Source organism: Streptomyces sp. NPDC048606 (assembly GCF_040650855.1).
Lineage (GTDB): Bacteria > Actinomycetota > Actinomycetes > Streptomycetales > Streptomycetaceae > Streptomyces.
In genome coordinates, this window is sequence record NZ_JBEZIB010000052.1 from 1 (window position 1) to 23,509 (window position 23,509).

Below are 23,509 nucleotides of genomic sequence, written 5' to 3' on the forward strand. Positions count from 1 at the left end.
GCACAACCTCGCCCTCGCCGGATAGGCCTACGGGCGGTACAGCAGCCCACTATCCCCGAGGCAACTCAAAGATCATTTACGGGACAACCCTTAGGTAGTCGCCGCATGAACTCATTCGACCACCGAGTAGTCGACGATTTCATTCGAACCCTGGAGGTTGCAGACACGGGCCTAGCCACGCAATCCAACGCATTCGACAAGCTCTCTGCGGTACTTACCGACGCTCAAAGACTCGGCATCTACGACTTCAATCCAACAGATGGAGTCAAGCCGCCACAGTACACACCTGGCCGCGCCACCATACCGACAGTCGAACAACTGCGAAACATCCGACAAATCGGCGACGATAGGCTTCGGTTGATCTGCGACCTAATGAGCGGGTGCGGAATGAGGAATTCCGAGGCCGTCGCCGTGAACATTGACAACATAGTTGCCGACAATGTTTACAGGATTACCGAACAGGTGAATCAGGCGACCAAGGATTACGATCGCCTCAAGCATCGCAAGTCTGGCGAATATCGCGAAGTTCCACTGCCGCCGCGAATAAGGCAGTCCATCGAACAGTATGCCGCAGAACACGGTAGCATCGACGGCTACCTTCTGAGGGACCCTCGCGATTCATCCAGGCCCTTCCAGCCATACCTGCTCCAAAACCAGTGGCAGCGACTAAAGCGCGCCAACCGCGCAGCCATACCAGACGGAATGGTGCTGTACAGTCTCCGACATTTCTTTGCATCACGGTGCCTCCAACTGCGCATCCCCATTACCGACGTAGCCGACTGGATGGGCCATAAGAGCCTGGATATGACGTTCCGCATCTATCGACACCTGATGCCAGGGTCGATTAAGAGTGCCGCCGAATCCTTGGATTTCGCCTTGGTCGCATAGAGGACGGCACGCGGATAATCTCACAAGGGGATCGGCAGACCCTCTTTCGTAACGGTCCGCCGACAGAGGTTGGCGGACCGTTACGCGTTCTGTAGCTGGCGGCAGGCTGACAACGCGGTTCCTCGCGCTCGGTGAGCGCCGACTTCCACTGGTCCGGTCGCGGTGCCGCCGGGACGAGGAGCCCGCCTCAAAGGCCATCCAGGTAGGAGGGGAAACTCCCTGCGGCGTCCGACGAGACTTGGCACCATCCTTGAACATGACGGCGCACCCACTCCTCGACGTCTCCCACGTGGCCTCACTCGACACCTACGTCGCCCAAGTCGGGCCCATCTTTCGCACCTTCGCCGAGCAGGACTCCGGATGCATCTCGTACGGGGTCCTGGCAGGCGAGCGGAGATGGTTTGTGAAGAGCGCCTCGACACCCGCAGCCGCAGCCTTGTTGCGCCAAGCCGTAGCCGTGCACCAAGCCGTCACCCACCCCACCATCATCCCCCTCCTGAACAGCATCACGACGGATCAGGGGCTGGCTCTCGTCTACCCCTGGGTACCGGGCGAAGTCCTCTACCACCCCACCAGGTCTCGTAGCGGAGGCAGAACAGCGCCGGAGAGCACGATGGCTCGCTTCCGCAGGCTTCCTCTCCCCGAAATCCACTCCGCCGTGGAAGCCATCCTGGGTGCCCACATCGCTGTGGAAGGCGCGGGGCTCGTGGCCGTCGACCTCTATGACGGCTGCATGCTGTACGACTTCGAAGAGAACCGCATGAGGTTGTGTGACCTGGACGAATACCGGCAAGGGCCGTTCACCCTGGAAGCCGACCGGCTCCCCGGCTCAAGCCGGTACATGGCTCCGGAGGAGTTCATTCGCGGTTCGGTGATCGACATTCGGACCACTGTGTTCAACCTCGGCAGGGCCTTGCGGCTCCTGCTGGACACCGGCGACGAGGAAAAGGGCTGGCGCGGCACTCCCGATCAGCTCGCGGTCATCGAGAGGGCGACGTCGACCGGACCCAGGGACCGTTTCTCCTCCGTCTCCTCGCTGGCCGATGCCTGGCATGCCGTTGCCTGAATCGCAGTCGCCCCGTCGGTGTATACCAGCGCCTGCTGCCACAGCATCGGGCGCTGAGGCAGGCCCTACCTGCCGATCCGACCGCGCCCGTTGGCCTCCCCGTCATCCGGGGAAGCCAACGACGTCAGGACGTGCCAACGACGAGCATGTGCGCAGAAGCGTCGGTAAGACGTCATCTCATTTGGCTAGTCTGCGGTAGCAGATGAGGGTGCAGGCGAGGCTGGTGAAGGCGAGGAAGTGCTCGGCCTTGCGTTCGTAGCGGCGGTGTAGTCGTCGGCAGCCGGCGAGCCAGGACATGGTCCTTTCGATGACCCATCTGTGGCGGCCGAGCCGCGTGGAGGACTCGATGCCTCTGCGGGCGATGCGGTGTTTGATGCCGCGTCCGCGTAACCATCGTCGCAGGTGGGCGTAGTCGTAGCCCTTGTCCGCGTGCAGCTTGCCGGGCTTGCGCCGTCGGCGTCCGCGGCGGGATCGGATGGGCGGTATGCCACGGACCAGGGGCTCGAGAGCCTGACTGTCGTGCAGGTTTGCGCCCGAGATTGCGACGGACAGGGGCAGACCGGTCCGCTCGGTGATCAAGTGGATCTTCGACCCGAACTTGCCCCGGTCGACAGGATTCGGACCTGTCAGGTCCCCCTTTTCGAGGCCCTCATGTTCACCGAGTCGATCGCGCAGCGGGACCAGTCGAGCTCGCCGCGGGCGCCGAGTTCGTCGAGGACCAGGCGGTGGAGCTTGGCCCACACCCGGGCCTTGCTCCACTCGGAGAACCGCCGATGGGCCGTCGCCCCGGAAGGGCCGAACGAGGCCGTGGGCAGCTGCTGCCAGGTACAGCCCGACGTCGCCACGAAGACGATCGCGGCCAGTACCTCACGGTCACCGTGCCGACGCCGACCACCGCCCTGGGGCCGCGACGGCGCCTCCGGCACCACCCGCTGAAACAGCACCCACAGCTCGTCCGGCACCAGCCGTTCAACGATCCCCACCATGACCGCCAGCCTACCAACGAAGCCCAAATGAGATGACGTCTCAGTACGCCACGGTGATGCGGCGGCGGATGGCGGTGCCGCTCTCGATCGTGTCGGCCAGGGCGATCGCGTAGTCGGCGTACGAGATGCGGCTGTTGCCGTCGTCGTCGGTGAGCAGGGTGTCGCCGGCGCTGCGGTAGGTCCCGGTCCGCTCGCCCGCCGCGATGATCGCGGCGGGGGACACGTACGTCCAGTCGAGGTCGTGCACGCCGCGGTAGAGGTCGAGCGCTTCGGACTGGGCTTCGGCGTTGGCCTTCCACAGCGCGGGGAAGTGCGGGTCGTCCATGACCCGGGCGCCGTTCGGCGTGCGCAGGCTACCGGCACCGCCGATGGTGACCAGGCGGGTGACGCCGGCTCGGCGGAGTCCGTCGATCAGCGCACGGGCGGCGCCGACGATCGTTGCGCGGTCGTTCTCCTGGCCGATCCGGGGGCCGACGGCCGACAGCACGGCGTCGTGGGAGGCGGCGAGGCCGGCGACCGCGGCGGCGTCCGTGACGTCACCGGCGGTCACGGTCAGGGCCTCGTGCTCGAGTCCGCCGACCTGGCCGGCTCGGGTGACCGCGGTGACGGTGTGGCCGCGACGCAGCAGTTCGTCGAGGGTGGGCCGGCCGATGTTGCCGCCGGCACCGAACAGGACGATCTTCATGTGTTGCTCCTTGTTTCTGGTGGTCACAGGACCGGTTGGCCGTCGGCGATGATGGCCGCGGTGATGCCGCGCTCGTCGGCGGCGTGCCGGAAGCGCTGCTCGATGTCGGGTTGTTCGGTGTAGAGCGGCGGGTTGTGGAACAGGCCGTAGTGCATGGCGCAGACGGTGCCGGCGCCGAGTGCGACGGCGGCCTCGACGCCCTGCTCGGGGGTCATGGTCGCCGGGACGTTGGCCGCGTAGCCCTCGAAGTGGGCGATGACGCCGTTGACCGGGACGAAGGCGACGTCGAACGGGCCGTGGTCGCGGGCGATCTGCCACCAGCTGCCGTGCCACTGGGTGTCGCCGCAGTGGATGATCCGCCGGCCGGCGCCTTCGACGACCCAGGCGACCTGGTCACAGTCGTTGCCGCGCCAGTCCAGCGAGGTAACCGGGGTGACGGTCAGCTCTCCGATGCGGCGTGACCGGCCCAGGTCCTGGGCGACGGGGGTGATGCCCACCTCGTGCAGGGCCGCCGCGCTCGGGGTGTGGCAGCCGATCGTGCCGGTGGCCGCGATCCGGGCGATCAGGTCGTGGTCGTAGTGGTCGGGGTGCAGGTGGGTGATGAGGGCGTGGGTGCCGGGCGGGGTGTCGACCGGGTCGACCGGCCGGTGCGGCGGCCCCATCACCGGCGCCAGCGGAGCGACGTTCTCGAGCGGATCGATCAGCAGGCGGGTGTCGCCGAGACGGATCTCGACGCCGGCCCAGGCCAGCCGACGCACCGAAAGGGTGGAAGTCATGGGCAGCGACGCTAGACCGACCTTGTTGAGAAAGTCAACAACCAAGTTTTGGATCTCAACACCACGATGTAGGGTGGTGGCATGCGCACCTACGGGCAGTACTGCGGCATCGCGAAGGCACTGGACACCATCGGCGACCGATGGACCCTGTTGATCATCCGTGAACTGTTCGCCCTGGGTCCGTGCCGGCACACCGACCTGCGCAACGGGCTGCCCGGGATCGCCAGCAACCTGCTGGTAGACCGGCTCCGCGACCTCGAGGAAGCCGGCCTGATCCACCGCGAGGCCGCCCCGCCGCCGGTGGCCACTACGCTGTTCTCCCTCACCGAGCGTGGCCACGAGCTGGAGCCGGTGCTGCGGGAGCTGAGCCGGTGGGGCCTGCCGCTGTTGCGCGAGCCGGGCGGCGGCGACACCTTCCGCACCCACTGGCTGGACATGCCCGCCCGGGCACTGACCGACCACCATCCCGACCAGCCGGCGATCGCCCTGCAATTGCACGCCGACGGCAACGAGGATCTGGTCATCGAAGTGAAGGACGGCTCGGTGCACACACACGCCGGCCGGGTCGACGACCCCACCGCGTCCCTGACCGGACCGCCGCACCTGTTGGCCGCCACCCTGCTCGGCGACCTCGACCTGAGCGCCGCAATACAGCAAGGCCTGCGGCTCAGCGGCGAACGCGAGGCGGTAATCCGCATCTTGCCCCGCTGATTTACCGGCCGCTCGCGCGAAAGGCCCGGAGGAGCCGGCCCCCACAAGGGTGGTCGGCTCCTCCGGGCCTTTGGGCCCGCCGTGCCGTGCCGGTGCGTCGCGCTCGGGTCCGCGTGTCCGCGGAGCAGGCCCGTACGCGAACGCTCAGGCCTTGTCCTGCATGCTGCTCCGCGCCGGGTTGCCCTGCTGAGCCGCCTTCGGGTCCTTCTCGGCCGCCTTGGCGCGTACGCCCTGCGCGATGCGCTCGCCGATCGACTTGTCGATGTTGGACCAGTACTGGAAGGCGCGCTCCAGGACCGGCTCGCTCACCCCGTTCAGGAGGTGCCCCACGACGTTGTCCACCAGCCGGTCGCGGGCCGCGTCGTCCAGGACCTCGCGGACCATCGTGCCCGCCTGGCCCCAGTCGTCGTCCTCGGCGTGCGAAACGTAGGCGCTGCGGGTGATCGCCCCGTCGGTCTCCCAGCTCGGCGGCTGCCCGTACCGCGCGGTGTCGGCCGCCGGACCGCCCTTGGAGTTCGGCGCATAGACCGGGTCGGTCGTCTTGCGGAAGGCCATCGCGCCGTCCTTGGAGTACGTGTGCACGTCCACGACCGGGGCGTTGACCGGGAGCTGCTGGTAGTTCCCGCCGATGCGGTGGCGGTGTGCGTCGGCGTACGAGAAGAGCCGGCCCAGCAGCATCCGGTCCGGGCTCGGGCCGATGCCGGGGACGAAGTTGTTCGGCTGGAACGCGGCCTGCTCGATCTCGGCGTGGTGGTCCGTGGGATTGCGGTCCAGCGTCATGCGGCCGACCTGGATCAGCGGGTAGTCGCCGTGCGGCCACACCTTCGTCAGGTCGAACGGGTTGAACCGGTACCCCTCGGCCTCCTCGTACGGCATCACCTGCACGTACAGGGTCCAGCTGGGGAACTCCCCGTCCCGGATGTGCTCGAAGAGGTCGCGCGTGTGGTAGTCGGTGTCGGCAGAGGCCATCTGATCGGCCTCGTCCTGCGTGAAGCACTCGATGCCCTGGTCGGTCTTGAAGTGGTACTTCACCCAGAACCGCTCGCCGGCGGCATTGATCCACATGTACGTGTGCGAGGTGTACCCGTTCATGTGCCGCCAGGTACGGGGGATCCCGCGGTCGCCCATCAGCCAGGTCACCTGGTGGGCCGACTCGGGGGAGAGGGTCCAGAAGTCCCACTGCATGTCGTGGTCGCGGAGGTTGTTGTCGGCGCGGCGCTTCTGCGAGCGGATGAAGTGCTGGAACTTCATCGGGTCCTTGACGAAGAAGACCGGCGTGTTGTTGCCGACCATGTCGTAGTTGCCGTCGCTGGTGTAGAACTTCAGTGCGAAGCCGCGCGGGTCGCGCCAGGTGTCCGGGCTCCCGCGCTCGCCCGCGACGGTCGAGAACCGGGCCAGCAGCTCGGTGCGTACGCCCGGCTGGAAGACGGCGGCCCTGGTGTAGGCGCTGACGTCATGGGTCACCTCGAAGTGGCCGAAGGCGCCGCTGCCCTTGGCGTGCGGCTGCCGTTCGGGGATCCGCTCCCGGTTGAACTGGGCCATCTGTTCGATCAGGTAGGCGTCCTGGAGCAGGATCGGCCCGCCCGGACCCGCGGTGAGCGAGTGCTCGTCGCTCTCGACGGGTGCGCCCGAATCGGTGGTGGTGGCCGGTGGCACGTTGGTCATGGAACCTTCCTCTCTCGGATCGGGACGCCGATGCGGTTCAGGAGCGTCCCGGGTGGCAGCCCCGTGACCGTCCGCTCCGCGAAGACCACCACCCGCAGCTCTACGCCTAGCCCCGTCCGGCCGATGGCAAACGTATGTACGGGAGGTCACCTCGGCCGGCCTCCCGACCGCCGACCTTCCGGGTGAACGGCGAACGCGTGTACCTACCGCCCGGTCGGGCCGTGCTCTCCCGCATGCCCATCCGTTGGCTGCGAACTCCGAGATCGGACAACCCGACTCCCCTTACGAGAAGGCGGGGCCGGCATCTCGGGCCGCTCGTTCAGGAACCACGACCGGCTCGCCGGGGCCCTGGCCCACGTCGGCCGCGGTCGGCGTACAGCCTGCCCGCTGCGAGCTGGGAGGTCTTGCTCGGTCGTGGTCAGGCCGCGGTGACGAGGACGGTCCAGAGGCGGGTCTGTCAATCGAACGGGTCTGTTCCGTAGTCGGTGGTGACGGTGAGTGCTCACCTGTGATCATGGAGCGTGCATGATGCGAACACGCTTGTGGGTACGGTGTTTTCGGAGTCGGCGTTGGTCATCGAAGATGTGGCGGACGGTGGCGAGATAGTCCGGGTTTCGGCTCGGACCCGGGATGTTCCCGTTCCATGCCCGGTGTACGGAGTGGTGACGGGGAGGGGCCACGGGTATCACGGCCGGACGGTGCGGGATGTGCCGGTCGACGGCCGGCAGGTCGTGGTCCGGGTGAGGATACGACGGCTGGTCTGTCCGGTCCGGGGCTGCAGACGGCAGACCTTCCGAGAGCAGGTCCCCGGGCTCCTGGACCGCCATCAGCGCCGCACCACACGTCTGACCAGCCAGCTCGCCGAGGTGGTCAAGGAGTTATGCGGCCGGGCGTCCGCCTGGCTCTCACGATCGCTGGCCGTGCCCGTGTCGTACGCCTCCGCCCTGCGGCTGCTGCGGCGGGTGCCCGTGCCGGAGGTGCGGATCCCGCGGGTGATCGGGGTCGACGACTTCGCCCTGCGGCGCCGACACAGCTACGCCACGATCATCATCCACGCCGAGACGGGCCAGCGGATCGAGGTGCTGCCCGGCCGTGAGGCAGCCACTCTGGAAGCCTGGCTGCGCGGGCATCCGGGCATCGAGGCCGTGTGCCGGGACGGATCGGCCACCTACGCCGAGGCGGTCCGCCGAGCCCTGCCCGACGCGGTCCAGATCAGCGACCGCCGGTACCTGTGGCACAACCTCGCCGAGGCCGTCCGTAAAGAGGTCGCCGCCCACAGCACCTGCTGGGCGAGAACGGGCCCGCCCCCGGCCGAGGGCCGGCAGGCCGCGACCACCCGCGAGCGCTGGCAGCAGGTCCACGCCCTGCGCGAGCGCGGAGTCGGCCTGCTGGAGTGCGCGCGCCGCCTGAACCTGGCTCTCGACACCGTTAAGCGCTACGACCGTGTCGCCGAGCCCGAGCTCCTCATCCGCGCCTCCAAGTACCGGCCCACCCTCGTGGATCCCTACCGCGAGCACCTGCGCCGACGCCGGCTGGAGAACCCGGCCGTCCCCGTTATCCATCTTCTCCAGGAGATCAGGGAGCTGGGCTACACCGGCAGCTCGAACCTGCTGGTCCGCTACATCAACCAGGGCCGTGTCGAGGCCGACCGGCCCGCCCTCTCGCCCCGGCGCCTGGCTCGCTACCTGCTCACCCGCCCGGACCGCCTCAAGGACCGCCAGCGGGAACGTACCGAGGCCGCCCGCGCCGCCTGCCACGAGATGACCGCGCTGGCCGACCTCATCCACCGTTTCGCCCCGCTGCTGGATCCCGCCGACGGCAATGCCGGCCTGCTGTGCACCGGGAGCTGACCGCCGAGGCTGCTGCGACGGGTACCCCGCATGCGGTTCCTTCTGTTCGGGCTTTGCAGCGTGCCGTGCGTCAGGATTTGTTGGCACCGCGGTGCGCGCATGTCCATGTTGCGCCCGCGGGGTGTTCGGCGAGCAAGGCGCGGGCGTCGTGGGCGGCGGCTGCGCTGCTTGCGTATTCGGCCGAGCTGACGCGCTGGGTGCCTTCGGCGGTCAGGGTGGTGAACATCCACAGGCCATCGGTGTCGGGCTGGTGGAGGACGGCGGCGGTGCCGCCGGCGTGCTGGACTGGCACGGGCGGTTGGGAGAGGTGGGCGCGGGAGGGAACGGCGTCGGGCCACTTCGCGCGGCGGACTGGCGGGTGATGCCCCATGCTGCGCAGAGCTGCGGGTAGCCGGCTCCCTGGTGCCCGGCTGTCCGTGCGGCGGCGGCCCGGCGCTCGACGGCGGCGCCCTGGCGCAGGGAGTGCAGGAGGGCGAGCTGGTGGTCGCGGGCGAGCACGACGTGGTCGGGGGCCTGCCCGCCGTCGGCGCGGTGGGCGCGGGCGCGCTCGGAGATCTGCCGCGCCATCGCGTCGGCGGCCTCCGCGACCGGCCTCCTGGAGAGCGATCACGTCGTCCTCGGACGGCTTGGCGTAGGCGGGGGACCGCAGGGTGTTGATGTCGGTCTGACTGTCGATGTCCATGTATGACAGTCGTTCCTGTCGAGTGGTGGTTCGCGACAACTGAAGCTGTCGGATTGGCATGTGACGATTCCTCCGCCGAGATTCGGGGGTCCAGCCGTAACCCGGTCTTTCAGGCGGACGGCCGGCGTGGGAGGTGTACCCGTCCGGAGCCGGTCTCGGCATCCCGGCCCTGGACGGGTGGGCGCCTTGTGGTGGGACCGGTGGGTGTACGGGTCGAGCTGGGCGGGCTGGCGTGCGGGGCGCGGCCGGGCCGTGTCTGCGTCGAGCTGGGCGGCGGCCCCCCTTACGGGTGGTGATCATGGGGTGCCGGTGACCGGGTGGGGTTTGTGCGGTTGATGTGGTGCGTGTGCAGCCGGTGTCGGTCCGGTTTCTGTGTCCGCTGTGTCGCATAGGAGCGTGGGTATGTCGTCGTGGGTGTCTTCGTCGTTTTCCGTCCGCGGGGCGGGTCTTCGGGCGGCGACGCTGCTGGTGTCGCCGGTGCTGGTGTGGACGGGGGTGATGGCGGTTGCCCCGGCCGCGCAGGCTGCCGACCCGCAGGGAAGTTGGAGCAGTGATGTCCCGGGCAGCTACGCCGACGTGGCTGACATCCCCGCGGGTTCGGCCGTCTCGGTCACGGTCGGGGGCGGGGGCGGGGCAGGTGGAGGCTGGACCGTAACCAATTTTTACGGACCGGGCGGTGGTGGCGGTGGCGGTCTGACCTGTGACTTCGTCACGACCACCGATATCCGGCTCGGTGCCGATGTCGGGGGTGGCGGCAAGGGCGGCCAGGCCGGCAGGCGTGGTGCGGGCGGTGCCGGAGGGTCCGGTGGCCTGCTCGGTGGGGGACTCGACGGCGGCACCGAAGTCTTCCAGGACGACGGCGAGTTGTTCGCCAGTGCCGGCGGTGGTGGCGGCGGCGGTGCTTCGACGGTGACGGGTCCGCTGGGTCTGTTCATCCAGGCCGCCGGCGGTGGCGGCGGCTCAGGCGGCGGCGCCAAGCACTACGCCGAGCCCCGCCGAGATGGCGGTGGCAAGGGAGGCGGGCTCAGGGGCGGCCCCGGCGGGTCGTCCGTATCTGGCCTCTCTGGTGTCGGTGGTGGTGCCGGTGGGGTGAGCTGGAGCCCGGACGCGTGCTCCACCGGCGCGTCGGAGCATCTGGCCATGGCAGGCGCGGACGGCGACGGCGGTCCCGGTCGCGGTGGTGAGAGCGCAGAGGGCGGTGCCGGCGGGGCAGGAGGCGGCTTCGAGGAAAGCGGTCGCGATGGTGGTGACGGCAAGGTGAGCATCACCTGGCGGCCTGCCGAGCCCGCGGCCCCCTGACCTCGGTCGGTGGCTCGCCATCCAACGACGCAACTGGGCGCGGCTGAACGCCGAGCGGCAGCACCGGCCCGGTGCGCTCGGCGTCACTCCCGCGCGGATCGTACGGGCCCGCCAGACGCCCGCCACGCCCTCCGGCTCGACGGGAGCGGGGCCGGCGAGCAGTGAGCGGCGGCCCGCCTCGACCGTGCGCACCGCCCGCCAGTCCACCTGCGGCCACACGACCGGGAGGAGCGCCACGTCCTCGGCGTTGTAGAGGTCCGGTGGTGATGCCTCCGTGGCGCTTGAAGTCGCTGTCCACCGAACCCGACGGCGCGATGAAGCCCTTCGTCACGAGAACGTCGAAATCCGTGCGGCGGACACCGAGCCGGCGGGCGGTTTGGTCCGGCCCGAGCGGCACGTGCCGGTTCAAAAGCGCGGGCAGGTCCCGACGGCGGGCCAGGGCCGCGACCTGCTCGGGGTGGACGTCGGGGAACTCCGCCTCGCCGCCGAGGTAGACCAACAGGCCCACGCGGACCAGATGCCCGACAGCCGCCGGCGTCACCCGAGGCCGCCGCAACGGCAACGGAGTCCCGAGCGCTTCGCTCAGCCGGCTAGGACGTGGCTCCTTGTTCGTCGCTTTCGAGCAGGCGGAGAGGGCGTATGGGAGGCGTTCGTCGGAACGGCTGGGTGGCTCACACCCACTTGACCCTCACTTTCCGAACATGAATGATCACTAAGCGTTCATCAAGGTCGGCCTCTCCTCCTGGGCCTCGACGACAGGGCACATCCATGTCTTCGCTCATGCACAAGACGAACACTCCCTTGCCGCGGCGGCTGGCTGCCGCGGCCATCGCGCTGGGCAGCTGCCTGGCACTCGCCGGCCCGACGGGAAGCGCCGGCGCGGCGCCCGCCGACCCGGTACCGACCGTCTTCTTCGGCGACTCCTACACCGCCAACTTCGGCATCGCCCCCTTCCAGGAGGGCGACAGGACCCTCTGCTTCCAGGCGAAGGAGAACTACCCCGCCGTCGCCACCCGGAGCCTCGCCGGCAAGGGCATCACGCTCGACGTCCAGGCGGACGTCTCCTGCGGAGGCGCCCTCATCCACCACTTCTGGCTGGAACAGGAGCTGCCGCTCGGCGCGAAGGTCCCGCCGCAGCAGGAGGCGCTCAAATACGACACCCAGCTGACCGTGGGCAGCATGGGCGGTAACACGCTGGGCTTCACCCGCATCCTGAAGCAGTGCTCCGACAAGCTCCGGGGCCCGGAACACGTCCTGCTGCCGGGAGCGCCGGTGAACGCGGACGAACCGGCCGCCAAGTGCGCTGAGTTCTTCGAGTCCGGCGACGGAAAGAAGTGGCTGGACGACCAGTTCGAGCAGGTCGGCACCGAGCTGGAGGAAGTGCTCGAGCGCATCGGCTACTTCTCGCCCGACGCGAAGCGCGTGCTGGTCGGCTACCCCCGGCTCGTGCCCGAGGACACCACCAAGTGCCTGACCCCGGCACCCGGTCAGACGGAGCTGCCGTTCGCGGATGTCCCGCAGGACGCCCTGCCGGTCCTGGACCAGGTCCAGAAGCGGCTGAACGAGGTCATGAAGAAGGCCGCCGCCGACATCGAGGGCGGAGCCGACTTCGTCGACCTCTACGCCTCCACCGGCGGCAACACCGCGTGCGACGGCGCCGACCGGGGCATCGGCGGCCTGCTTGAGGACTCCCAGCTCGCGCTCGGCGACTACAAGCTCCCCTGGTACGCGCACCCCAACGAGAAGGGCCGTGACATCCAGGCCGAGAAGGCAGCCGCCACGGTGGAGCAGATCCTCAACCGGTAGACCGGACGGACTCCCACAAACCAAGAACTCCGCACGCGCACGGTACGGGCGGCGAACCGACGCCGGGGCCCCGGATCTCCTGCGGCTCCAGAACAGGACACAGGCAAGGTGCAGCGCGGCCTGACAGGCGATGGCGAACTTGTCGCATCGCACGGCCAGGCCGCGCCCCTGCTTCATACGGTTGATCCACCGTTCGACCGCGTTGCGTCCGGAGTGGGTCTCGACATCGAAGCCCGACGGCCGTCCTCCGCGCGCGCCCTCTCGCCGACGGTCGCGGACCGGTCCGCCGGCTGTGGGACGACCGCGTGGATGCCCCGCTCACGCACATGCGCGCGGATCGCGCAGGACGCGTACACACAGTCGGGAGCAAGGCGTTCAACGAGACGCTTTCGCGTTGGTGTCGGATTTCCGGTCGGAGCTCTACGCGTGCCTCACGTCGCGAGCTGACGCCTTGTTCGACCTGTGTGACGCGCTGCTGTGCACCGACGGACCGGTCCGCACTCTTGTGGACCTGGCCCTCGCGCCGGAACACCGGCGGGGGCACGGGGCCTTGTACACCGGGATCAACCGGGGCCGGATCGACGTCGCCCGGCTTCGCCGCACGCTGACGGGTGTGCCGTTGCCCCGGCGAGCGACGGCCGCCTGGTGCCGGCCGTGGACGCTTCCCCGTGGCTTCGGCCCCAAGCCGACACCTGCTCGGACCGTTCCTTCTACCATACCTTCGGCCGCGGCCTGGGTAAGCACCAGATGGTGCCCGGCCGGCCCTACTCGATCGTCGCCGCCCTGGAGACCGGCCGGACATCATGGGTGGCCCTGCTGGACACGATCCGGCTGGAGCCCGGTGCCGACTTGACCGCGGTCACCGCCGACCAGGTCCGCGGCGTCGTGGAACGCCTCGTGGAAGCAGACCAGTGGCAGGCAGGAGCCCCGAACATCTTGATCGTCCTCGATTCCGGCTACGACGGGCCCCGCATCGCCCATCTCCTTAGCGGTCTTCCCGTCGAGGTGCTGGGCCGGCCACGGTCGGGCCGGGTCATGCGCGAAGCCCGTCCCGGTGCCGTGGATCTGCCCGCCGCAAGGTGGCCGCCCGCCCAAGCACGGAGGCGAGTTCGTCTTCGGTGACCTGGCCACGTGGGGCGAGACCGCGAGAAATGAACTGTCACCGAGGCGAGAGACCACTGATACCGAAGCGGCACCCCGCCGCACCCCGCATGGATGGCTGCTGATCTGCGGCGCATCGGCCGGGACGACAGCTGCATCCGACCGAGGCGGTGACGCGCCCGCAGACCCTGCGGTGCCGGGTGTCGCCCCTTCCGGCTCCGACGCCGCCGCGGTCTATTTGGACGCTGCCGGTCAGGTCATCGACATGAATGCGGCCGATGAATCCGTGACACCCAACGCACCTCGTGGCGCAAACATGTGGACGTCGATGCGATCGACGAGATCGACACGGGAGAGAAGCCCATGAACCAGACTGAAGTGAACTGCCGAGTCTGCTGAGGGCCTCTGTCGGCCACTCCAGTGGCAGGTCGTCGAGTTCATCCAGAGGAAAAGCAGCATGAGGGATCAGATGTCGGAGCAGGATGCCGTCGCGCAGCCGGGTGTGGCGCCCTCTGCTCGTCGGACTACGGGAACCATGTTTGCCGCACTCTACGGAGAACTCGTCCCGCACGCGTGGCGGGATCCCTCGTCGGAACACGACGCATACCAGCTGTTCCATCAGCGATCGCTCGCGATGGGCTGGCTCGACGACAGGGCGGGTGCCGAGGAAGGGAGTGCCGCCGGTCAGCGCACGCACGCCGCGCCGGGGTTGTGGGCCATGAACGACGCGGGATGGAGCCACCCCCTCGCCGCTCCGCAGCCGAACCTGATCTCGTGGTTCCAGGTCGAAGCGAGCGCATTGGCCGACGACCGGCCACTACCCGTCCAGCCGTTCCTGCGCTGCGCGCAGGACACGACGGAACGGGTCGGAGCCGTGTGCCTCACCGCGGTCCAGATCCTTCTGCCAGTGCAGGGGATCGAGGTCTCGACACGCCCACCGTACGCGCTGGTACCGTCCATGCGGACCTCGGACTGGTTCGAGGAGTGCAACCCCCAGGCACGGGTACCGGTGAAGGTCCGCATTGACGGCGGCCTCGACCGTTCGATCCCCGTGGTGGCGGCGCAGCTCGCCCGCCACGTCGTCGCTGCGGAGCAGAACGTGTTCGCCGGCGAGATCGACGGTGCCCTTCCTCCAAGGGAATTTCCGGCGCCGCCGTTCGGAGACAGCTTCTGGAACGGTCCGCCCCGGCATGGAATGACCCTCTCCGGTGAGTTGGCGGAATGGTCCTGTGACGCCGTCGGCTGGCTCGCGGCGACCGTGGCCGACGCCGCCGCTCGCCTCGGCGTCCACACGCCAGCGCTGTTCACCGTCCTACGGGCTGACCGTCCGGCTGAGAGCGCGCCCTTGGGCCCAGGGGTGCGTGGACAGGCGACGGCTACCCGCGCACCTGACCCGACCGGCGGGTAGGAGGCCGGTACCACCCAGCACGAACCCCGACAGCACATCGGGTCTCGAACTGCTCCCGTTCCTCCGTCGTGGCCAGCAGCCGGATATCGTGCAGGTCCCGTCAGTCGGCGCCAACCCGAGCCTCGTCACCTTCAGCCCGATCGTGAACCGATCGGGCAGGGAGGCTCAGAGAAACCCGCGGGATTTCGCACAGATGCGTGTTCGAGAGAATGACGCTACGGGACCGGATTGGCCTTGCCCAGGGTGGGTGGCGGCGGCAGGTGGCCCGGAGCGGGAGGGGCGAGGCGGGAGCCCAGTTCGGCATCGCGGGCGGCGAGTGCGGCGCGCAGGGTCAGGACATCGGTGCCCCGCCCGGCGTCGAGTCCGGTGAACTCCGCTGCCTTGCGCAGGCGGTAGTCCACCGTGTTCGGGTGCACCTGGAGCCGGGCGGCCGCCCGGCGCCGGTCCAGACCACAGGCGAGAAACACCCGCAGCGTGTCGACCAGTTCCGGACGCGCGTCCAGCGGACCGAGCAGCGCCGCGAGTCCGGCCCTGGCCGGGCTGGGGCGGCTCAGCTGGTACTCCAGCAGCACGTCCTCCAGCAGGTGCAGCCCCGGCCCCCGGCCGGAGGCCCGCGCCACATCGCGCACCTCGCCGGCCAACCGGGCGGCCTCGGCGACGCCTTCCGGGGCCGCGGCCGCGGCGGCGGCCAGCAGCTCAGCCCCGCACGTCCGGCCCAGCTGTTCGACCAGAGCGGCGAGCCGTTCCCGGTCCGCCGGGCCGAAGTCGACGGCCGGCGTCTCGTAGGGGATGAGCACCAACCCGCCGTCGCCGGACAGCACCGACAGCGGGACCCCCGACGTCCGGCGCTGGAGCTCGTTGCGCAGCCGCCGGAGCTTGCGGCGTCCGGCCACGACGTGGTTGACGCCGGGCACGAGCTCGTCCGGATGCGGCCCCACCGCGATGCTCAGCACCAGGTAGCACGGCGGCAGGCGGACGCCGGCCCGGTCGGCGGCGGCCTGCGGACTGCCGCCCTCCAGCAAGCGGGACAGCAGCGACTGGAGGGCGACCTGTTCGTCGGCCAGGGCCATCTGCCGTTCCTGCACGTACCCGGCCGCGACCTCGCAGCTCACCAGCCTCAGATAGACGAGGAGTTGGCGCTGCACCAGCAGCACGTCGCAGAGATCGCCCGGTTCGGCCGCGGAGAAGACCTGCGTGGCGCACTCCTCCGCGCCCAGGTGGTAAGCGCTCACCACGGCTTCCAGGGGCACGCCCTCGTCGGCGCGCCGGGCCGAGGACTCGCGGATCGCCGTCTGCTCCTCCCGCCCCGGCAGATCGCCGGTGCGAAGCACCTCGGCGAAGCCCCGGATGCTGCGGGTGACCTGCCTGGCGATGTCACCGCCGAGATGCTCGGACGGCAGCGTTCCGTATACCGGCAGCCTTTCGACCAGCCGGGCCATCACCGCACGCTCCAGCGTGCCGGCGGCCCCCTGGAGCCGCTTGTGGACCGGAACGCCGCCGAACTGCGGCGCCGAGTCGCGTCCTGCGGTGTTGTGAGCGGTCACAATCCACCTCTCAAATCTCTGTAGCCGGGCCCGGAGACGTGGCCGTGCTCCGCATCCATGATGTTTCCGGGACATCTCCTACTGGTTGGTAACACGGCTGGTCGGTGGATGACCAGATGTGGCGGACCTCAGCCGCATTGCTCACCGGATCTCCCATCGCCCGCCCCCACCGGCCTTCCCCACCACCCGGTCCCCCCGTCACCGTCCCCGTCCCCACCCGTGTCCCCGTCCCCGTCCTCCGTTCGGGACCCCGGTCCCCGCAACCCGGACTTCACACCAGAGCGTCGGCCCCCACCCACGAAGACAAGGAACCTCCATGTCCAAGACAGCCGTCCGCCTGCTCGCCCTTGCCGTCGCCACGGCCGCGGCCACGACCGCCCTGCCGTCGGCCACCGCCACCGCCGCACCCCGGACCGCGCAGGTGACCGCCGCATCGGCATCGGCGAGCGACCCGTTCTACTCCTACGACGGAACCGAGCCGCTGTCCGCGTTCGCGCCGGGCACCGTGCTGAAGACGAGGACGCTGCAGTACCACCTCATCGGCATCCCCACCCCCCTCAAAGCCGTCCAGCTGCTGTACCGCACCACCGACGCCCAGGGCCGCCCGGCGGCCAACGTGACCACGGTGGTGCGCAGCCTGACCGGCGACGGCAGCAAGGCCGTGTCCTACCAGTCGTTCTACGACTCGCTCAGCCCGGAAGACGGCCCCTCCCGCGCGGTCGCCGGCGGTGTCACCCTGGGCGGCCTCATCCCGAACGCCGAGGCCCTCCTCCTGGTGCCGCTGCTCACACAGGGCTACGACCTCGTCATCCCGGACACCGAGGGGCAGCAGGCGAACTTCGCCGCGGGACCGGAGTACGGGACCAACACGCTGGACTCGATCCGCGCCGCGACCAGGTCGGCCCAGACCCGCCTGCACTCCGACACCGCATTCGGCCTCATCGGCTACTCGGGCGGCGCCATCGCGACCAACTGGGCGGCCGCCCTCGCACCGGGCTACGCGCCGGACGTCAACCGCAGGCTGGTCGGCTACGCCGAGGGCGGCCTGCTCGTCGACCCGGCGCACAACCTGACGTACGTGGACGGCTCACTCTCGTGGTCGGGCGTCATCCCCATGGCGGTCATCGGCGTCTCGCGCTCCTACGGCATCGACCTCAAGGCGTACCTCAACGGCTACGGCCTGCAGGTGTACAAGGAGCTGGAGCGCGGCTCGATCATCAACGCCCTCGGCCGCTACCCGGGACTGACCTGGAAGAAGATGGCGAAGCCGGAGTACGCCAACCCGAACTCGATTCCCGCCTTCGTCGAAGCGATGAACAAACTCAACCTGGGATCGGTCCCGGCCCCGACCGTCCCCGGGTTCATCGGCCAGGGTGACGCGGGCGTCCTGGAGGGCACCTTCAGCAACCGGCCGGGCATCGGGACGGGCGACGGCGTCATGGTCGCCGGGGACGTACGGGCGCTCGCCCGGCAGTACTGCGCCGCGGGCAACTCCGCGGTCAAGTACACCCAGTACGAGCTGCTCAGCCACACCGGCGCGGCCGTCGCGTGGGCACCCACCGCCCTGGGCTGGTTGGCCGACCGCTTCGCCGGTCGGGCGGCCCCCTCCGACTGCGGCCTCATCCCCGCCGGGAACTCCCTGGCTCCGGAGCGGCCGGCGCCGCTGTCCTGACACCCGGATCGCCACGACTGCCCGAAGCCCCCGCGCTCGTAGGCGCGGTCGGCACGCGATCGCGGGGGAACGGGCCGCCGACCGGAACGAAGGGCCGAATCCGGGCCGGAGCCGTCGCGGTCAGCCGACCTTCAGCGTTGCGGCGATCGACGAACGGCTCCCCGCATCGCCGACGATGAAGGTCCAGGCCGACGGGCTGCCGGCCTTCCGGCTCCGGGGCCCACTGGCTGCCCTACGCGCGCAAGCATTTGAACGCCATCCTCCCCTGCCTGCCCCAGCGCGCGGGTTCCGACAAACGACCGTCGCCCTGCACGACGCTCATCCAGAGGAGGATCTGTGGAGGGCTTCCGAGGGCACCTCGGATCGGTCACCATGGATGTCCGTCGGCAATGCGGGGGCGTGGGGATGAGCGAGGGTGGGAACACTCTGGGCGGGCAACGGAGCAGTTCGCAGCAGGTCGGACCCGCCCCGTGGCTTGCGCTGGCCTGTCTGGTCGGGCTGTCTCTGGCCTACGTCGTACTGACGAACTTCACCGCAGAGCTGCGGGCGGCGCTGTGGGGCGAGCCCGGCACCGTGACCGAAGCCGACTGCCGGACCTACGACAACACCGTGGCCAACGCGGGAACGTCGACGTCCTGCTCGGGCGCCTTCACCCCGGACGACGGCAGCTCGTCGTTCAACGTCCCCGTCGAAGGCGACATCGATTCGCAACCGGTCCGCGCATGGCTGGTGGACGGTACATCCGGCACCGCGTACATCTCACCCACCGTGTGGGCGGGGGTGTTCCCGGTCGGACTTTCCCTCCTCCTGCTCGGGCTTCCGGCGGCGGTGACCGTCAAGCGCGTGCGCCACGCCCACGCGCAGCGCTCAAGAGAACCACTTCACGGATCAGACCCAGGGGCGAGTGCGTGATCGACGACGAGCACGACCAGTACAACAAGCACGTCACCCGGCTCGACTCGGAATAGCGACAGCCCACCCAAGAACACGGCCCGCAGGACGTTCGGCAGCAACGTCCCCGACTCCGGCGGCTCCCCGGACGAGGTCCAGGCCCTGCTCGGGCAGAAGTGCGGTCTCTCTGTCTCGTCGCGATCTGCCGGCACGTCATGCTCGTCTTCTACCCGAGTCGCCTCTCCCTGGTCCTGAACAACTCGTCGGCGCTTTTCGACCGGGCGGCCGTTACGGGCTTCATGAAACGGATGCACGAACTGCTGGAGAGCGAGGAGGCCTACGAAGACTTCGACGAGCTCACCCCGGAGAAGGTCGAAGCCATCGTCCGCGAGTACGGCGACCACATCGGCTGCCGGCAGGTTCCACTCAACGCAATAACGTCCGTGAACGCCAGGACGCGAATGCTGCGCGACCCCGTCGTCACCGTCGAGGTCGACACCGCGCTGGTGCCTGCGGGCATCGAGATCGAGTGGCCGCTCCGGTTCCGGTGCGACCAGGCTACCGCCAACAGGCTCGCCTACCGGCTCAGATGCCTCGGTTGTCCACGGCAGCGCTGACCCATGAGCTCGACGGCAGCTGCGCAGCGGCCGGGCTGCTGTGGCTACAGTCACCCAGGCCGACCGCGCCGACCCGACCGGCGGACATCCCCCGGCCCGGACAAACCCATCACCGAATCCGGTAACCGAGCCATCACCTGATCGTTTGGCCAGGCATGAACACCACGAAACGCGTTCTCTTCGCGGTCGTCCTCGGCTGCGCCTTGCTGTCGACGACCGGTGTGGCGCAGGCCGCCGTTCTCCCCGTTCCTCCGCCGGAGCGAATCCTCAAGCCGTGGATCGGCGGCAGCATCCTCGCGTCCCTGACCACCTTCCAACAGCTGTGGATCACTCCTCAGGAATCCGGCCGGTAAGTACCCATATCCGCCTTGCCGGACCGGGATCCCCTGGCGCTGCCTTCCCCACGACTTCGCGCCGCGGGAAACCGTCTACGGATACTTTGCCGCCTGGCAGAGGGACGGTGTATTCGACCAGCTCAACGGCCTCCTCTGCCGGCTGGTCCGGGAGGCCGCAGGCCGGGACGCCGAGCCGAGTGCGCGCGTGCGTGCTGGACGCACATAGCGTCAAGACCTCCGCCAACGTCCCGGCTGCCGGCCAGGGCATCGACGCGGGCAAGAAGATCGCAGGCCGCAAGCACCACATCGGGGTTGACACCCCTCGGTCTCCTCCTGGCCGTCTGGGTCACCGCGGCCGGCGTCTCGGACAACGCCGGCTCTTCACGAGCAGTGCGAGCACGGTGGAGGCGAGGAGCGCGCAGATCACCAGAACACCCACGGCGACGTGCGGCAGCGACGGATGGGCGTTGGCCCGGGTGGCTTCGACGGAGATGAACGCTCGTCGGCGGATCGAGTCGCGTACCGCCGGGGCTACCCGGCCGTCACCCGTCGTGGTCTCCAGGTCCTGCGCGAGTCCCGTCACCACCTCGTCGATTCCACGGTGGATGCGGGCCCAATTGCTGCGGGCCGTCCCAAGCAGCATCCGAGTCGCCACGGAATTGCCGTACTTCACGCTGTCCCCCCGACGCCGGTGTCTCGACGGTCCCGCCTTCGCCGTGCCGGGCGGAGCGCTATTGCAGAACTGTGACGGGACCCCGATCATCCCGGCTCGAGTACTCCCCGTGCGACGACCGCCGCGCGCAGTTCTGTGGCCATCGCCACCGCCTGGTCCGGCGGCAGGGCAAGGACCCCGTTCTCCGTCATCAGTGCGTGGAACTGCTGCTCTTCGTACGGGACACCGGGTGGCAGAGCGGCGATGTGCCAATGGAGATGCGCATTGCCCTGCCGGCTGCCGAGCGAGTAGAGGTAGGTGCGCTCCGGCTCGCAGACGGCCTCGACGGCGAGGGCGATCTCCCGGACGAACACCATAAGTCGACTGTAGGACGCCTCGTCCAGGTCGCGCACGACGTGCTCGACGTGTGCCTTGGGAGCGACCAGGACCTTTCCCGGCACGGTCGGCCACCGGTCGAGGAACGCCACGTGATCGGCATCCTCGAAAACCGTCTCGTGCGGGTAGTCCGGGTTCCCGGCGAGGAACGCACAGACGAAGCACGGACCGGTCCGGGTCCGCTCCACATAGGCCTCAAGGTCCATTGGCAGCCTGTCCGTTGACACCCGGGAGCCTCTCGATTGAAGGTGAACCAGTCTGACGCACCCCCACGACACCCACAAGAGCGAAGGAACGCCCAAGGCTGGGCGAGCGCGATGACGGAGTCGATCCGTTAGCCTGCCCGGCATGTCAGTGAACATTGGATTCAATTTCCGGGTGTCGAACGTCGTCGACGAGGCACAGGCGCAGGCGATCGTCGGTGAGCTCCAGGAGTTGATGCGGGACGAGAGCATCGCCGATCAGGTCCGGGTGGCGGTGGAACAAGAGGGCGATGCGTGGCTCGTCGAGGGGGAGACCGACTTCCCCATCATCGTGAGTCGCTCCTACCTGTGGCGCCCGAAATTCGAGGAGTCCGTCGCCTGGTACGTGAAGGAGGTGGCGCCGTCGGCGAAGGTGGTGCTGGATTGGAACTATCCGGACGAGGAGTACTGACGGTCACAGCCCGGCAGCCCGGGGCGCCCGCCTTCCTCCGGAAACGGTTTGCCTTGCTTCGCGGTCATGGTCCAGGTCCTCGGCGAGTCCATCCGGCATGCCGGCACGCCGACGTGCTGCGTGAGAGCTTCGACCGCCGGACCGGGTTGCACGCCGAACACGAGAAGCAGATCGACGAGAAAGCCCGTGCGGCCCACTGCGCGCAGATCGAGCAGGCCGCCAGGTCGGCCAAAGGACACCTGTTCCGTCGCATGCCATAAACCCGGCGACATCGGTGATCCCCGCCGGGATACTGGGCACCCATGGATGAGGTGGAGGTGGTCGTCGCCCATACGGAGCGCGCGACCCTGCGCGTCGGCGACGTTTTCCTGAAAGTGGACGCCGACCAAGCGCGTATCGACGGGGAAGTAGAGGCGATGTCCCTCGCGCCGGTCCCGACCCCGGAGGTCCTGTGGCGCAAGCCGCCCGTACTCGCACTCGCGGCGCTCCCGGGGACGACGCTCGGGCGCCTCGGCGGGTCGTCGACCGGGTCGTCGGCGGCATGGGCCGCGGCAGGTGCCGCCATCCGTCAGTTGCACGACGCGCCGCTGCCGCCCAGGCCCGGCCGGGCCGGACGGAGCACCGTCGCCCTGGCAGCGGAACTCGACGACGAATGCCGGTTGCTCGTGACGAACGGCCTCCTGCCCGCTGACCTGGTCTTGCGTAACCGCCGGGTCGCCGAGGCCGCGCTCCGCCCCTGGACTTCGGCATTCACCCACGGCGACCTCCAGATCGCGCACGTCTTCGTCGACGGTGACGAAGTCACCGGCATCATCGACTGGTCCGAGGCCGGGCAGGGTGATCCTCTGTACGATCTCGCCACCTTCACCCTCGGACACGAGGAGCGCCTCGACGACGTCCTCGCCGGCTATGGCGCCGACGTCGACCTCGACGTGATCCACGCGTGGTGGTCGGTGCGGAGCCTGCTGGCGGTTCGCTGGCTTGCCGAGCACGGCTTCGACCCGTTCGCGCCGGGCTGTGAGGTCGACGTACTGAGATCCCTGGTGTGAGCCTGCGGTACCCGCCCGGTCCAGAGCCCTGCCCGGTGCACTGAAGGGTATCGCGCCGGGTGCTCGGGATCCGGCGGCCCTTGTTCCGGCGGGACCTCCCGGAGTCACAGCCGAGGTCGGCCCGCGCGACGAAACGGCTCGCGCTACCTCGCGTGTTGCGGTCTGGCCGGTTCCCCGAAGCCCCGCACGACGCTCGCGAAACCCGCCACACGAAGCCCTCTCTCAGGCTGGGCATCAAGCCCATGAGTTGAAGAGCACTCCGCCCAACGTGGTGATGCCGTAGGAGCGGATCTGGCGCCACTCGCCCCGAGTGAGCACGGAAGTGTCCATGGCGGAAAGGGGCGTGGCGAGCTGCTCGTCGTTCAGAACCGCGAAACCTTCCTCGGTGAAGGCCGAGGCCCATGATGGAGGGTGGATGAACTGCTCCGCGTACCAATTGCGGCGTTCCTGCGCGAACGCGATCCACGGGTGATGGACGTGACACAGAACGACGCTCTCGCCCGTGCGGTCGACGACCGACGCGGTATGGAAGGTTCGGGGGTACGCTTGGACCTCCATCTCGCCCACGTGACCGGCGCCAACTCGGGCCGCGGCAATGAGAGCGCTTCGAAACGCCCGCAGGTCGGTGTCCGGAAGCGGGCCGTCAGCCGGCACGAAGTAGCCTGTCGCACCACGGAGCAGTGCCAAGTCGGTGTTCCCCTCGTTGGTCATGGCGCTCATCCTGCCCGGTGCGGTGCGAGCTCCCCTCATCGGCTCCGCGGCTCGTGCCACAACCC

At 69.1% G+C, this 23,509-nt stretch carries 22 protein-coding genes and 5 pseudogenes; 16 read left to right on the top strand and 11 right to left on the bottom strand.

Going from position 1 to position 23,509, the window contains the following annotated elements; genetic code table 11:
• Positions 1–105: 105 nt before the first annotated feature.
• Positions 106–888 (top strand): site-specific integrase, encoded by a 783-nt coding sequence (locus AB0D01_RS36010; RefSeq protein ID WP_229335153.1) that lies wholly within the window; start codon positions 106–108, stop codon positions 886–888.
• Positions 889–1,144: 256 nt separating this feature from the next.
• Positions 1,145–1,954: a serine/threonine-protein kinase gene (locus AB0D01_RS36015; RefSeq protein WP_229335154.1), complete on the top strand. Its 810-nt coding sequence runs from the start codon at positions 1,145–1,147 to the stop codon at positions 1,952–1,954.
• Between the two features lie 177 nt (positions 1,955–2,131).
• Here the strand turns inward: AB0D01_RS36015 and AB0D01_RS36020 are convergent.
• The 3 genes from AB0D01_RS36020 to AB0D01_RS36030 all read right to left on the bottom strand — a co-directional run bounded on the left by AB0D01_RS36020 (position 2,132) and on the right by AB0D01_RS36030 (position 4,401).
• A protein-coding gene (locus AB0D01_RS36020; RefSeq protein WP_363062946.1) for an IS5 family transposase occupies positions 2,132–2,940 on the bottom strand; the annotation gives its coding sequence in 2 pieces (ribosomal slippage) (positions 2,132–2,593 and positions 2,596–2,940; 807 coding nt in all).
• A 40-nt stretch (positions 2,941–2,980) separates the two neighbouring features.
• Entirely contained in the window at positions 2,981–3,625 is a 645-nt protein-coding gene (locus tag AB0D01_RS36025; RefSeq protein WP_363062948.1) for an NAD(P)H-binding protein, read from the bottom strand.
• A gap of 23 nt (positions 3,626–3,648) precedes the next feature.
• On the bottom strand, positions 3,649–4,401 hold the full coding sequence (locus AB0D01_RS36030; protein WP_363062950.1) for an MBL fold metallo-hydrolase: 753 nt from the start codon (positions 4,399–4,401) through the stop codon (positions 3,649–3,651).
• An 81-nt stretch (positions 4,402–4,482) separates the two neighbouring features.
• Between AB0D01_RS36030 and AB0D01_RS36035 the strand changes: the two genes are divergently transcribed.
• Positions 4,483–5,112 (top strand): winged helix-turn-helix transcriptional regulator, encoded by a 630-nt coding sequence (locus AB0D01_RS36035; RefSeq protein ID WP_363062952.1) that lies wholly within the window; start codon positions 4,483–4,485, stop codon positions 5,110–5,112.
• A 144-nt stretch (positions 5,113–5,256) separates the two neighbouring features.
• Here the strand turns inward: AB0D01_RS36035 and AB0D01_RS36040 are convergent, their stop codons facing one another.
• Entirely contained in the window at positions 5,257–6,777 is a 1,521-nt protein-coding gene (locus AB0D01_RS36040; RefSeq protein ID WP_363062954.1) for a catalase, read from the bottom strand.
• 551 nt (positions 6,778–7,328) lie between these two features.
• Between AB0D01_RS36040 and AB0D01_RS36045 the strand changes: the two are divergent.
• Positions 7,329–8,588: pseudogene (locus tag AB0D01_RS36045) on the top strand (ISL3 family transposase); the annotation flags it as partial.
• Positions 8,589–8,697: 109 nt separating this feature from the next.
• On the opposite strand, the gene AB0D01_RS36050 reads toward AB0D01_RS36045, so the two are convergent.
• Together AB0D01_RS36050 and AB0D01_RS36055 are read right to left on the bottom strand one after the other, a co-directional pair.
• Positions 8,698–8,853, bottom strand: a complete 156-nt coding sequence (locus tag AB0D01_RS36050) for a hypothetical protein (RefSeq protein WP_363062956.1) — start codon at positions 8,851–8,853, stop codon at positions 8,698–8,700.
• Positions 8,838–9,194, bottom strand: a complete 357-nt coding sequence (locus AB0D01_RS36055; protein ID WP_363062958.1) for a hypothetical protein — start codon at positions 9,192–9,194, stop codon at positions 8,838–8,840. Before AB0D01_RS36055 ends, AB0D01_RS36050 begins: the two co-directional genes overlap by 16 nt.
• A 517-nt stretch (positions 9,195–9,711) precedes the next feature.
• On the opposite strand from AB0D01_RS36055, the gene AB0D01_RS36060 reads away from it, so the two are divergent.
• Entirely contained in the window at positions 9,712–10,608 is an 897-nt protein-coding gene (locus AB0D01_RS36060) for a hypothetical protein (protein WP_363062960.1), read from the top strand.
• 768 nt (positions 10,609–11,376) lie between these two features.
• Positions 11,377–12,414 (top strand): SGNH/GDSL hydrolase family protein, encoded by a 1,038-nt coding sequence (locus AB0D01_RS36065; RefSeq protein ID WP_363062962.1) that lies wholly within the window; start codon positions 11,377–11,379, stop codon positions 12,412–12,414.
• A 75-nt stretch (positions 12,415–12,489) separates the two neighbouring features.
• On the opposite strand, the pseudogene AB0D01_RS36070 reads toward AB0D01_RS36065, so the two are convergent.
• Positions 12,490–12,767: pseudogene (locus AB0D01_RS36070) on the bottom strand (transposase); the annotation flags it as partial.
• Between the two features lie 41 nt (positions 12,768–12,808).
• On the opposite strand from AB0D01_RS36070, the pseudogene AB0D01_RS36075 reads away from it, so the two are divergent.
• Positions 12,809–13,552, top strand: a pseudogene (locus AB0D01_RS36075) (transposase); the annotation flags it as partial.
• Between the two features lie 420 nt (positions 13,553–13,972).
• Positions 13,973–14,923: a hypothetical protein gene (locus AB0D01_RS36080; protein ID WP_363062964.1), complete on the top strand. Its 951-nt coding sequence runs from the start codon at positions 13,973–13,975 to the stop codon at positions 14,921–14,923.
• Positions 14,924–15,138: 215 nt separating this feature from the next.
• On the opposite strand, the gene AB0D01_RS36085 is transcribed toward AB0D01_RS36080, so the two are convergent.
• A complete protein-coding gene (locus AB0D01_RS36085; RefSeq protein ID WP_363062966.1) occupies positions 15,139–16,467 on the bottom strand; it encodes a helix-turn-helix domain-containing protein in 1,329 nt (442 codons plus the stop codon).
• A gap of 316 nt (positions 16,468–16,783) precedes the next feature.
• On the opposite strand from AB0D01_RS36085, the gene AB0D01_RS36090 reads away from it, so the two are divergent.
• The 5 genes and pseudogenes from AB0D01_RS36090 to AB0D01_RS36110 all read left to right on the top strand — a co-directional run.
• On the top strand, positions 16,784–18,139 hold the full coding sequence (locus tag AB0D01_RS36090; RefSeq protein ID WP_363062968.1) for a lipase family protein: 1,356 nt from the start codon (positions 16,784–16,786) through the stop codon (positions 18,137–18,139).
• Positions 18,140–18,475: 336 nt separating this feature from the next.
• On the top strand, positions 18,476–19,051 hold the full coding sequence (locus AB0D01_RS36095; RefSeq protein ID WP_363062970.1) for a hypothetical protein: 576 nt from the start codon (positions 18,476–18,478) through the stop codon (positions 19,049–19,051).
• 194 nt (positions 19,052–19,245) lie between these two features.
• Positions 19,246–19,647, top strand: a complete 402-nt coding sequence (locus tag AB0D01_RS36100) for a hypothetical protein (protein ID WP_363062972.1) — start codon at positions 19,246–19,248, stop codon at positions 19,645–19,647.
• A gap of 155 nt (positions 19,648–19,802) precedes the next feature.
• Entirely contained in the window at positions 19,803–20,000 is a 198-nt protein-coding gene (locus tag AB0D01_RS36105) for a hypothetical protein (protein WP_363062974.1), read from the top strand.
• Between the two features lie 19 nt (positions 20,001–20,019).
• Positions 20,020–20,354: pseudogene (locus AB0D01_RS36110) on the top strand (transposase); the annotation flags it as partial.
• Here the strand turns inward: AB0D01_RS36110 and AB0D01_RS36115 are convergent.
• Both AB0D01_RS36115 and AB0D01_RS36120 read right to left on the bottom strand, forming a co-directional pair.
• Positions 20,329–20,655 carry a hypothetical protein gene (locus tag AB0D01_RS36115; RefSeq protein WP_363062976.1) on the bottom strand — a complete coding sequence of 109 codons (327 nt, stop codon included), beginning with the start codon at positions 20,653–20,655 and terminating at the stop codon, positions 20,329–20,331. The pseudogene AB0D01_RS36110 and the gene AB0D01_RS36115 overlap by 26 nt on opposite strands.
• An 86-nt stretch (positions 20,656–20,741) precedes the next feature.
• On the bottom strand, positions 20,742–21,236 hold the full coding sequence (locus AB0D01_RS36120) for an HIT family protein (RefSeq protein WP_363062978.1): 495 nt from the start codon (positions 21,234–21,236) through the stop codon (positions 20,742–20,744).
• Positions 21,237–21,378: 142 nt separating this feature from the next.
• Between AB0D01_RS36120 and AB0D01_RS36125 the strand changes: the two genes are divergently transcribed.
• The 3 genes and pseudogenes from AB0D01_RS36125 to AB0D01_RS36135 all read left to right on the top strand — a co-directional run bounded on the left by AB0D01_RS36125 (position 21,379) and on the right by AB0D01_RS36135 (position 22,733).
• Positions 21,379–21,684, top strand: coding sequence for a hypothetical protein (locus AB0D01_RS36125; protein WP_363062980.1), 306 nt, complete (start codon positions 21,379–21,381; stop codon positions 21,682–21,684).
• A gap of 57 nt (positions 21,685–21,741) precedes the next feature.
• Positions 21,742–21,944 (top strand): annotated as a pseudogene (locus AB0D01_RS36130) (hypothetical protein); the annotation flags it as partial.
• A gap of 42 nt (positions 21,945–21,986) precedes the next feature.
• Positions 21,987–22,733, top strand: coding sequence for a phosphotransferase (locus AB0D01_RS36135; protein WP_363062982.1), 747 nt, complete (start codon positions 21,987–21,989; stop codon positions 22,731–22,733).
• Positions 22,734–22,967: 234 nt separating this feature from the next.
• Here AB0D01_RS36135 and AB0D01_RS36140 read toward each other — a convergent pair whose 3' ends face one another.
• Positions 22,968–23,444 (bottom strand): hypothetical protein, encoded by a 477-nt coding sequence (locus AB0D01_RS36140; RefSeq protein ID WP_363062984.1) that lies wholly within the window; start codon positions 23,442–23,444, stop codon positions 22,968–22,970.
• Positions 23,445–23,509 lie beyond the last annotated feature (65 nt).

Coding starts and splice junctions, on each gene's coding strand:
- AB0D01_RS36010 (WP_229335153.1), top strand. CDS start 106: ATGAACTCATTCGACCACCGAGTAGTCGACGATTTCATTCGAACCCTG.
- AB0D01_RS36015 (WP_229335154.1), top strand. CDS start 1,145: ATGACGGCGCACCCACTCCTCGACGTCTCCCACGTGGCCTCACTCGAC.
- AB0D01_RS36025 (WP_363062948.1), bottom strand. CDS start 3,625: ATGAAGATCGTCCTGTTCGGTGCCGGCGGCAACATCGGCCGGCCCACC.
- AB0D01_RS36030 (WP_363062950.1), bottom strand. CDS start 4,401: ATGACTTCCACCCTTTCGGTGCGTCGGCTGGCCTGGGCCGGCGTCGAG.
- AB0D01_RS36035 (WP_363062952.1), top strand. CDS start 4,483: ATGCGCACCTACGGGCAGTACTGCGGCATCGCGAAGGCACTGGACACC.
- AB0D01_RS36040 (WP_363062954.1), bottom strand. CDS start 6,777: ATGACCAACGTGCCACCGGCCACCACCACCGATTCGGGCGCACCCGTC.
- AB0D01_RS36050 (WP_363062956.1), bottom strand. CDS start 8,853: ATGTTCACCACCCTGACCGCCGAAGGCACCCAGCGCGTCAGCTCGGCC.
- AB0D01_RS36055 (WP_363062958.1), bottom strand. CDS start 9,194: ATGGCGCGGCAGATCTCCGAGCGCGCCCGCGCCCACCGCGCCGACGGC.
- AB0D01_RS36060 (WP_363062960.1), top strand. CDS start 9,712: ATGTCGTCGTGGGTGTCTTCGTCGTTTTCCGTCCGCGGGGCGGGTCTT.
- AB0D01_RS36065 (WP_363062962.1), top strand. CDS start 11,377: ATGTCTTCGCTCATGCACAAGACGAACACTCCCTTGCCGCGGCGGCTG.
- AB0D01_RS36080 (WP_363062964.1), top strand. CDS start 13,973: ATGAGGGATCAGATGTCGGAGCAGGATGCCGTCGCGCAGCCGGGTGTG.
- AB0D01_RS36090 (WP_363062968.1), top strand. CDS start 16,784: ATGTCCAAGACAGCCGTCCGCCTGCTCGCCCTTGCCGTCGCCACGGCC.
- AB0D01_RS36100 (WP_363062972.1), top strand. CDS start 19,246: ATGCTCGTCTTCTACCCGAGTCGCCTCTCCCTGGTCCTGAACAACTCG.
- AB0D01_RS36105 (WP_363062974.1), top strand. CDS start 19,803: ATGAACACCACGAAACGCGTTCTCTTCGCGGTCGTCCTCGGCTGCGCC.
- AB0D01_RS36120 (WP_363062978.1), bottom strand. CDS start 21,236: ATGGACCTTGAGGCCTATGTGGAGCGGACCCGGACCGGTCCGTGCTTC.
- AB0D01_RS36125 (WP_363062980.1), top strand. CDS start 21,379: ATGTCAGTGAACATTGGATTCAATTTCCGGGTGTCGAACGTCGTCGAC.
- AB0D01_RS36135 (WP_363062982.1), top strand. CDS start 21,987: ATGGATGAGGTGGAGGTGGTCGTCGCCCATACGGAGCGCGCGACCCTG.
- AB0D01_RS36140 (WP_363062984.1), bottom strand. CDS start 23,444: ATGACCAACGAGGGGAACACCGACTTGGCACTGCTCCGTGGTGCGACA.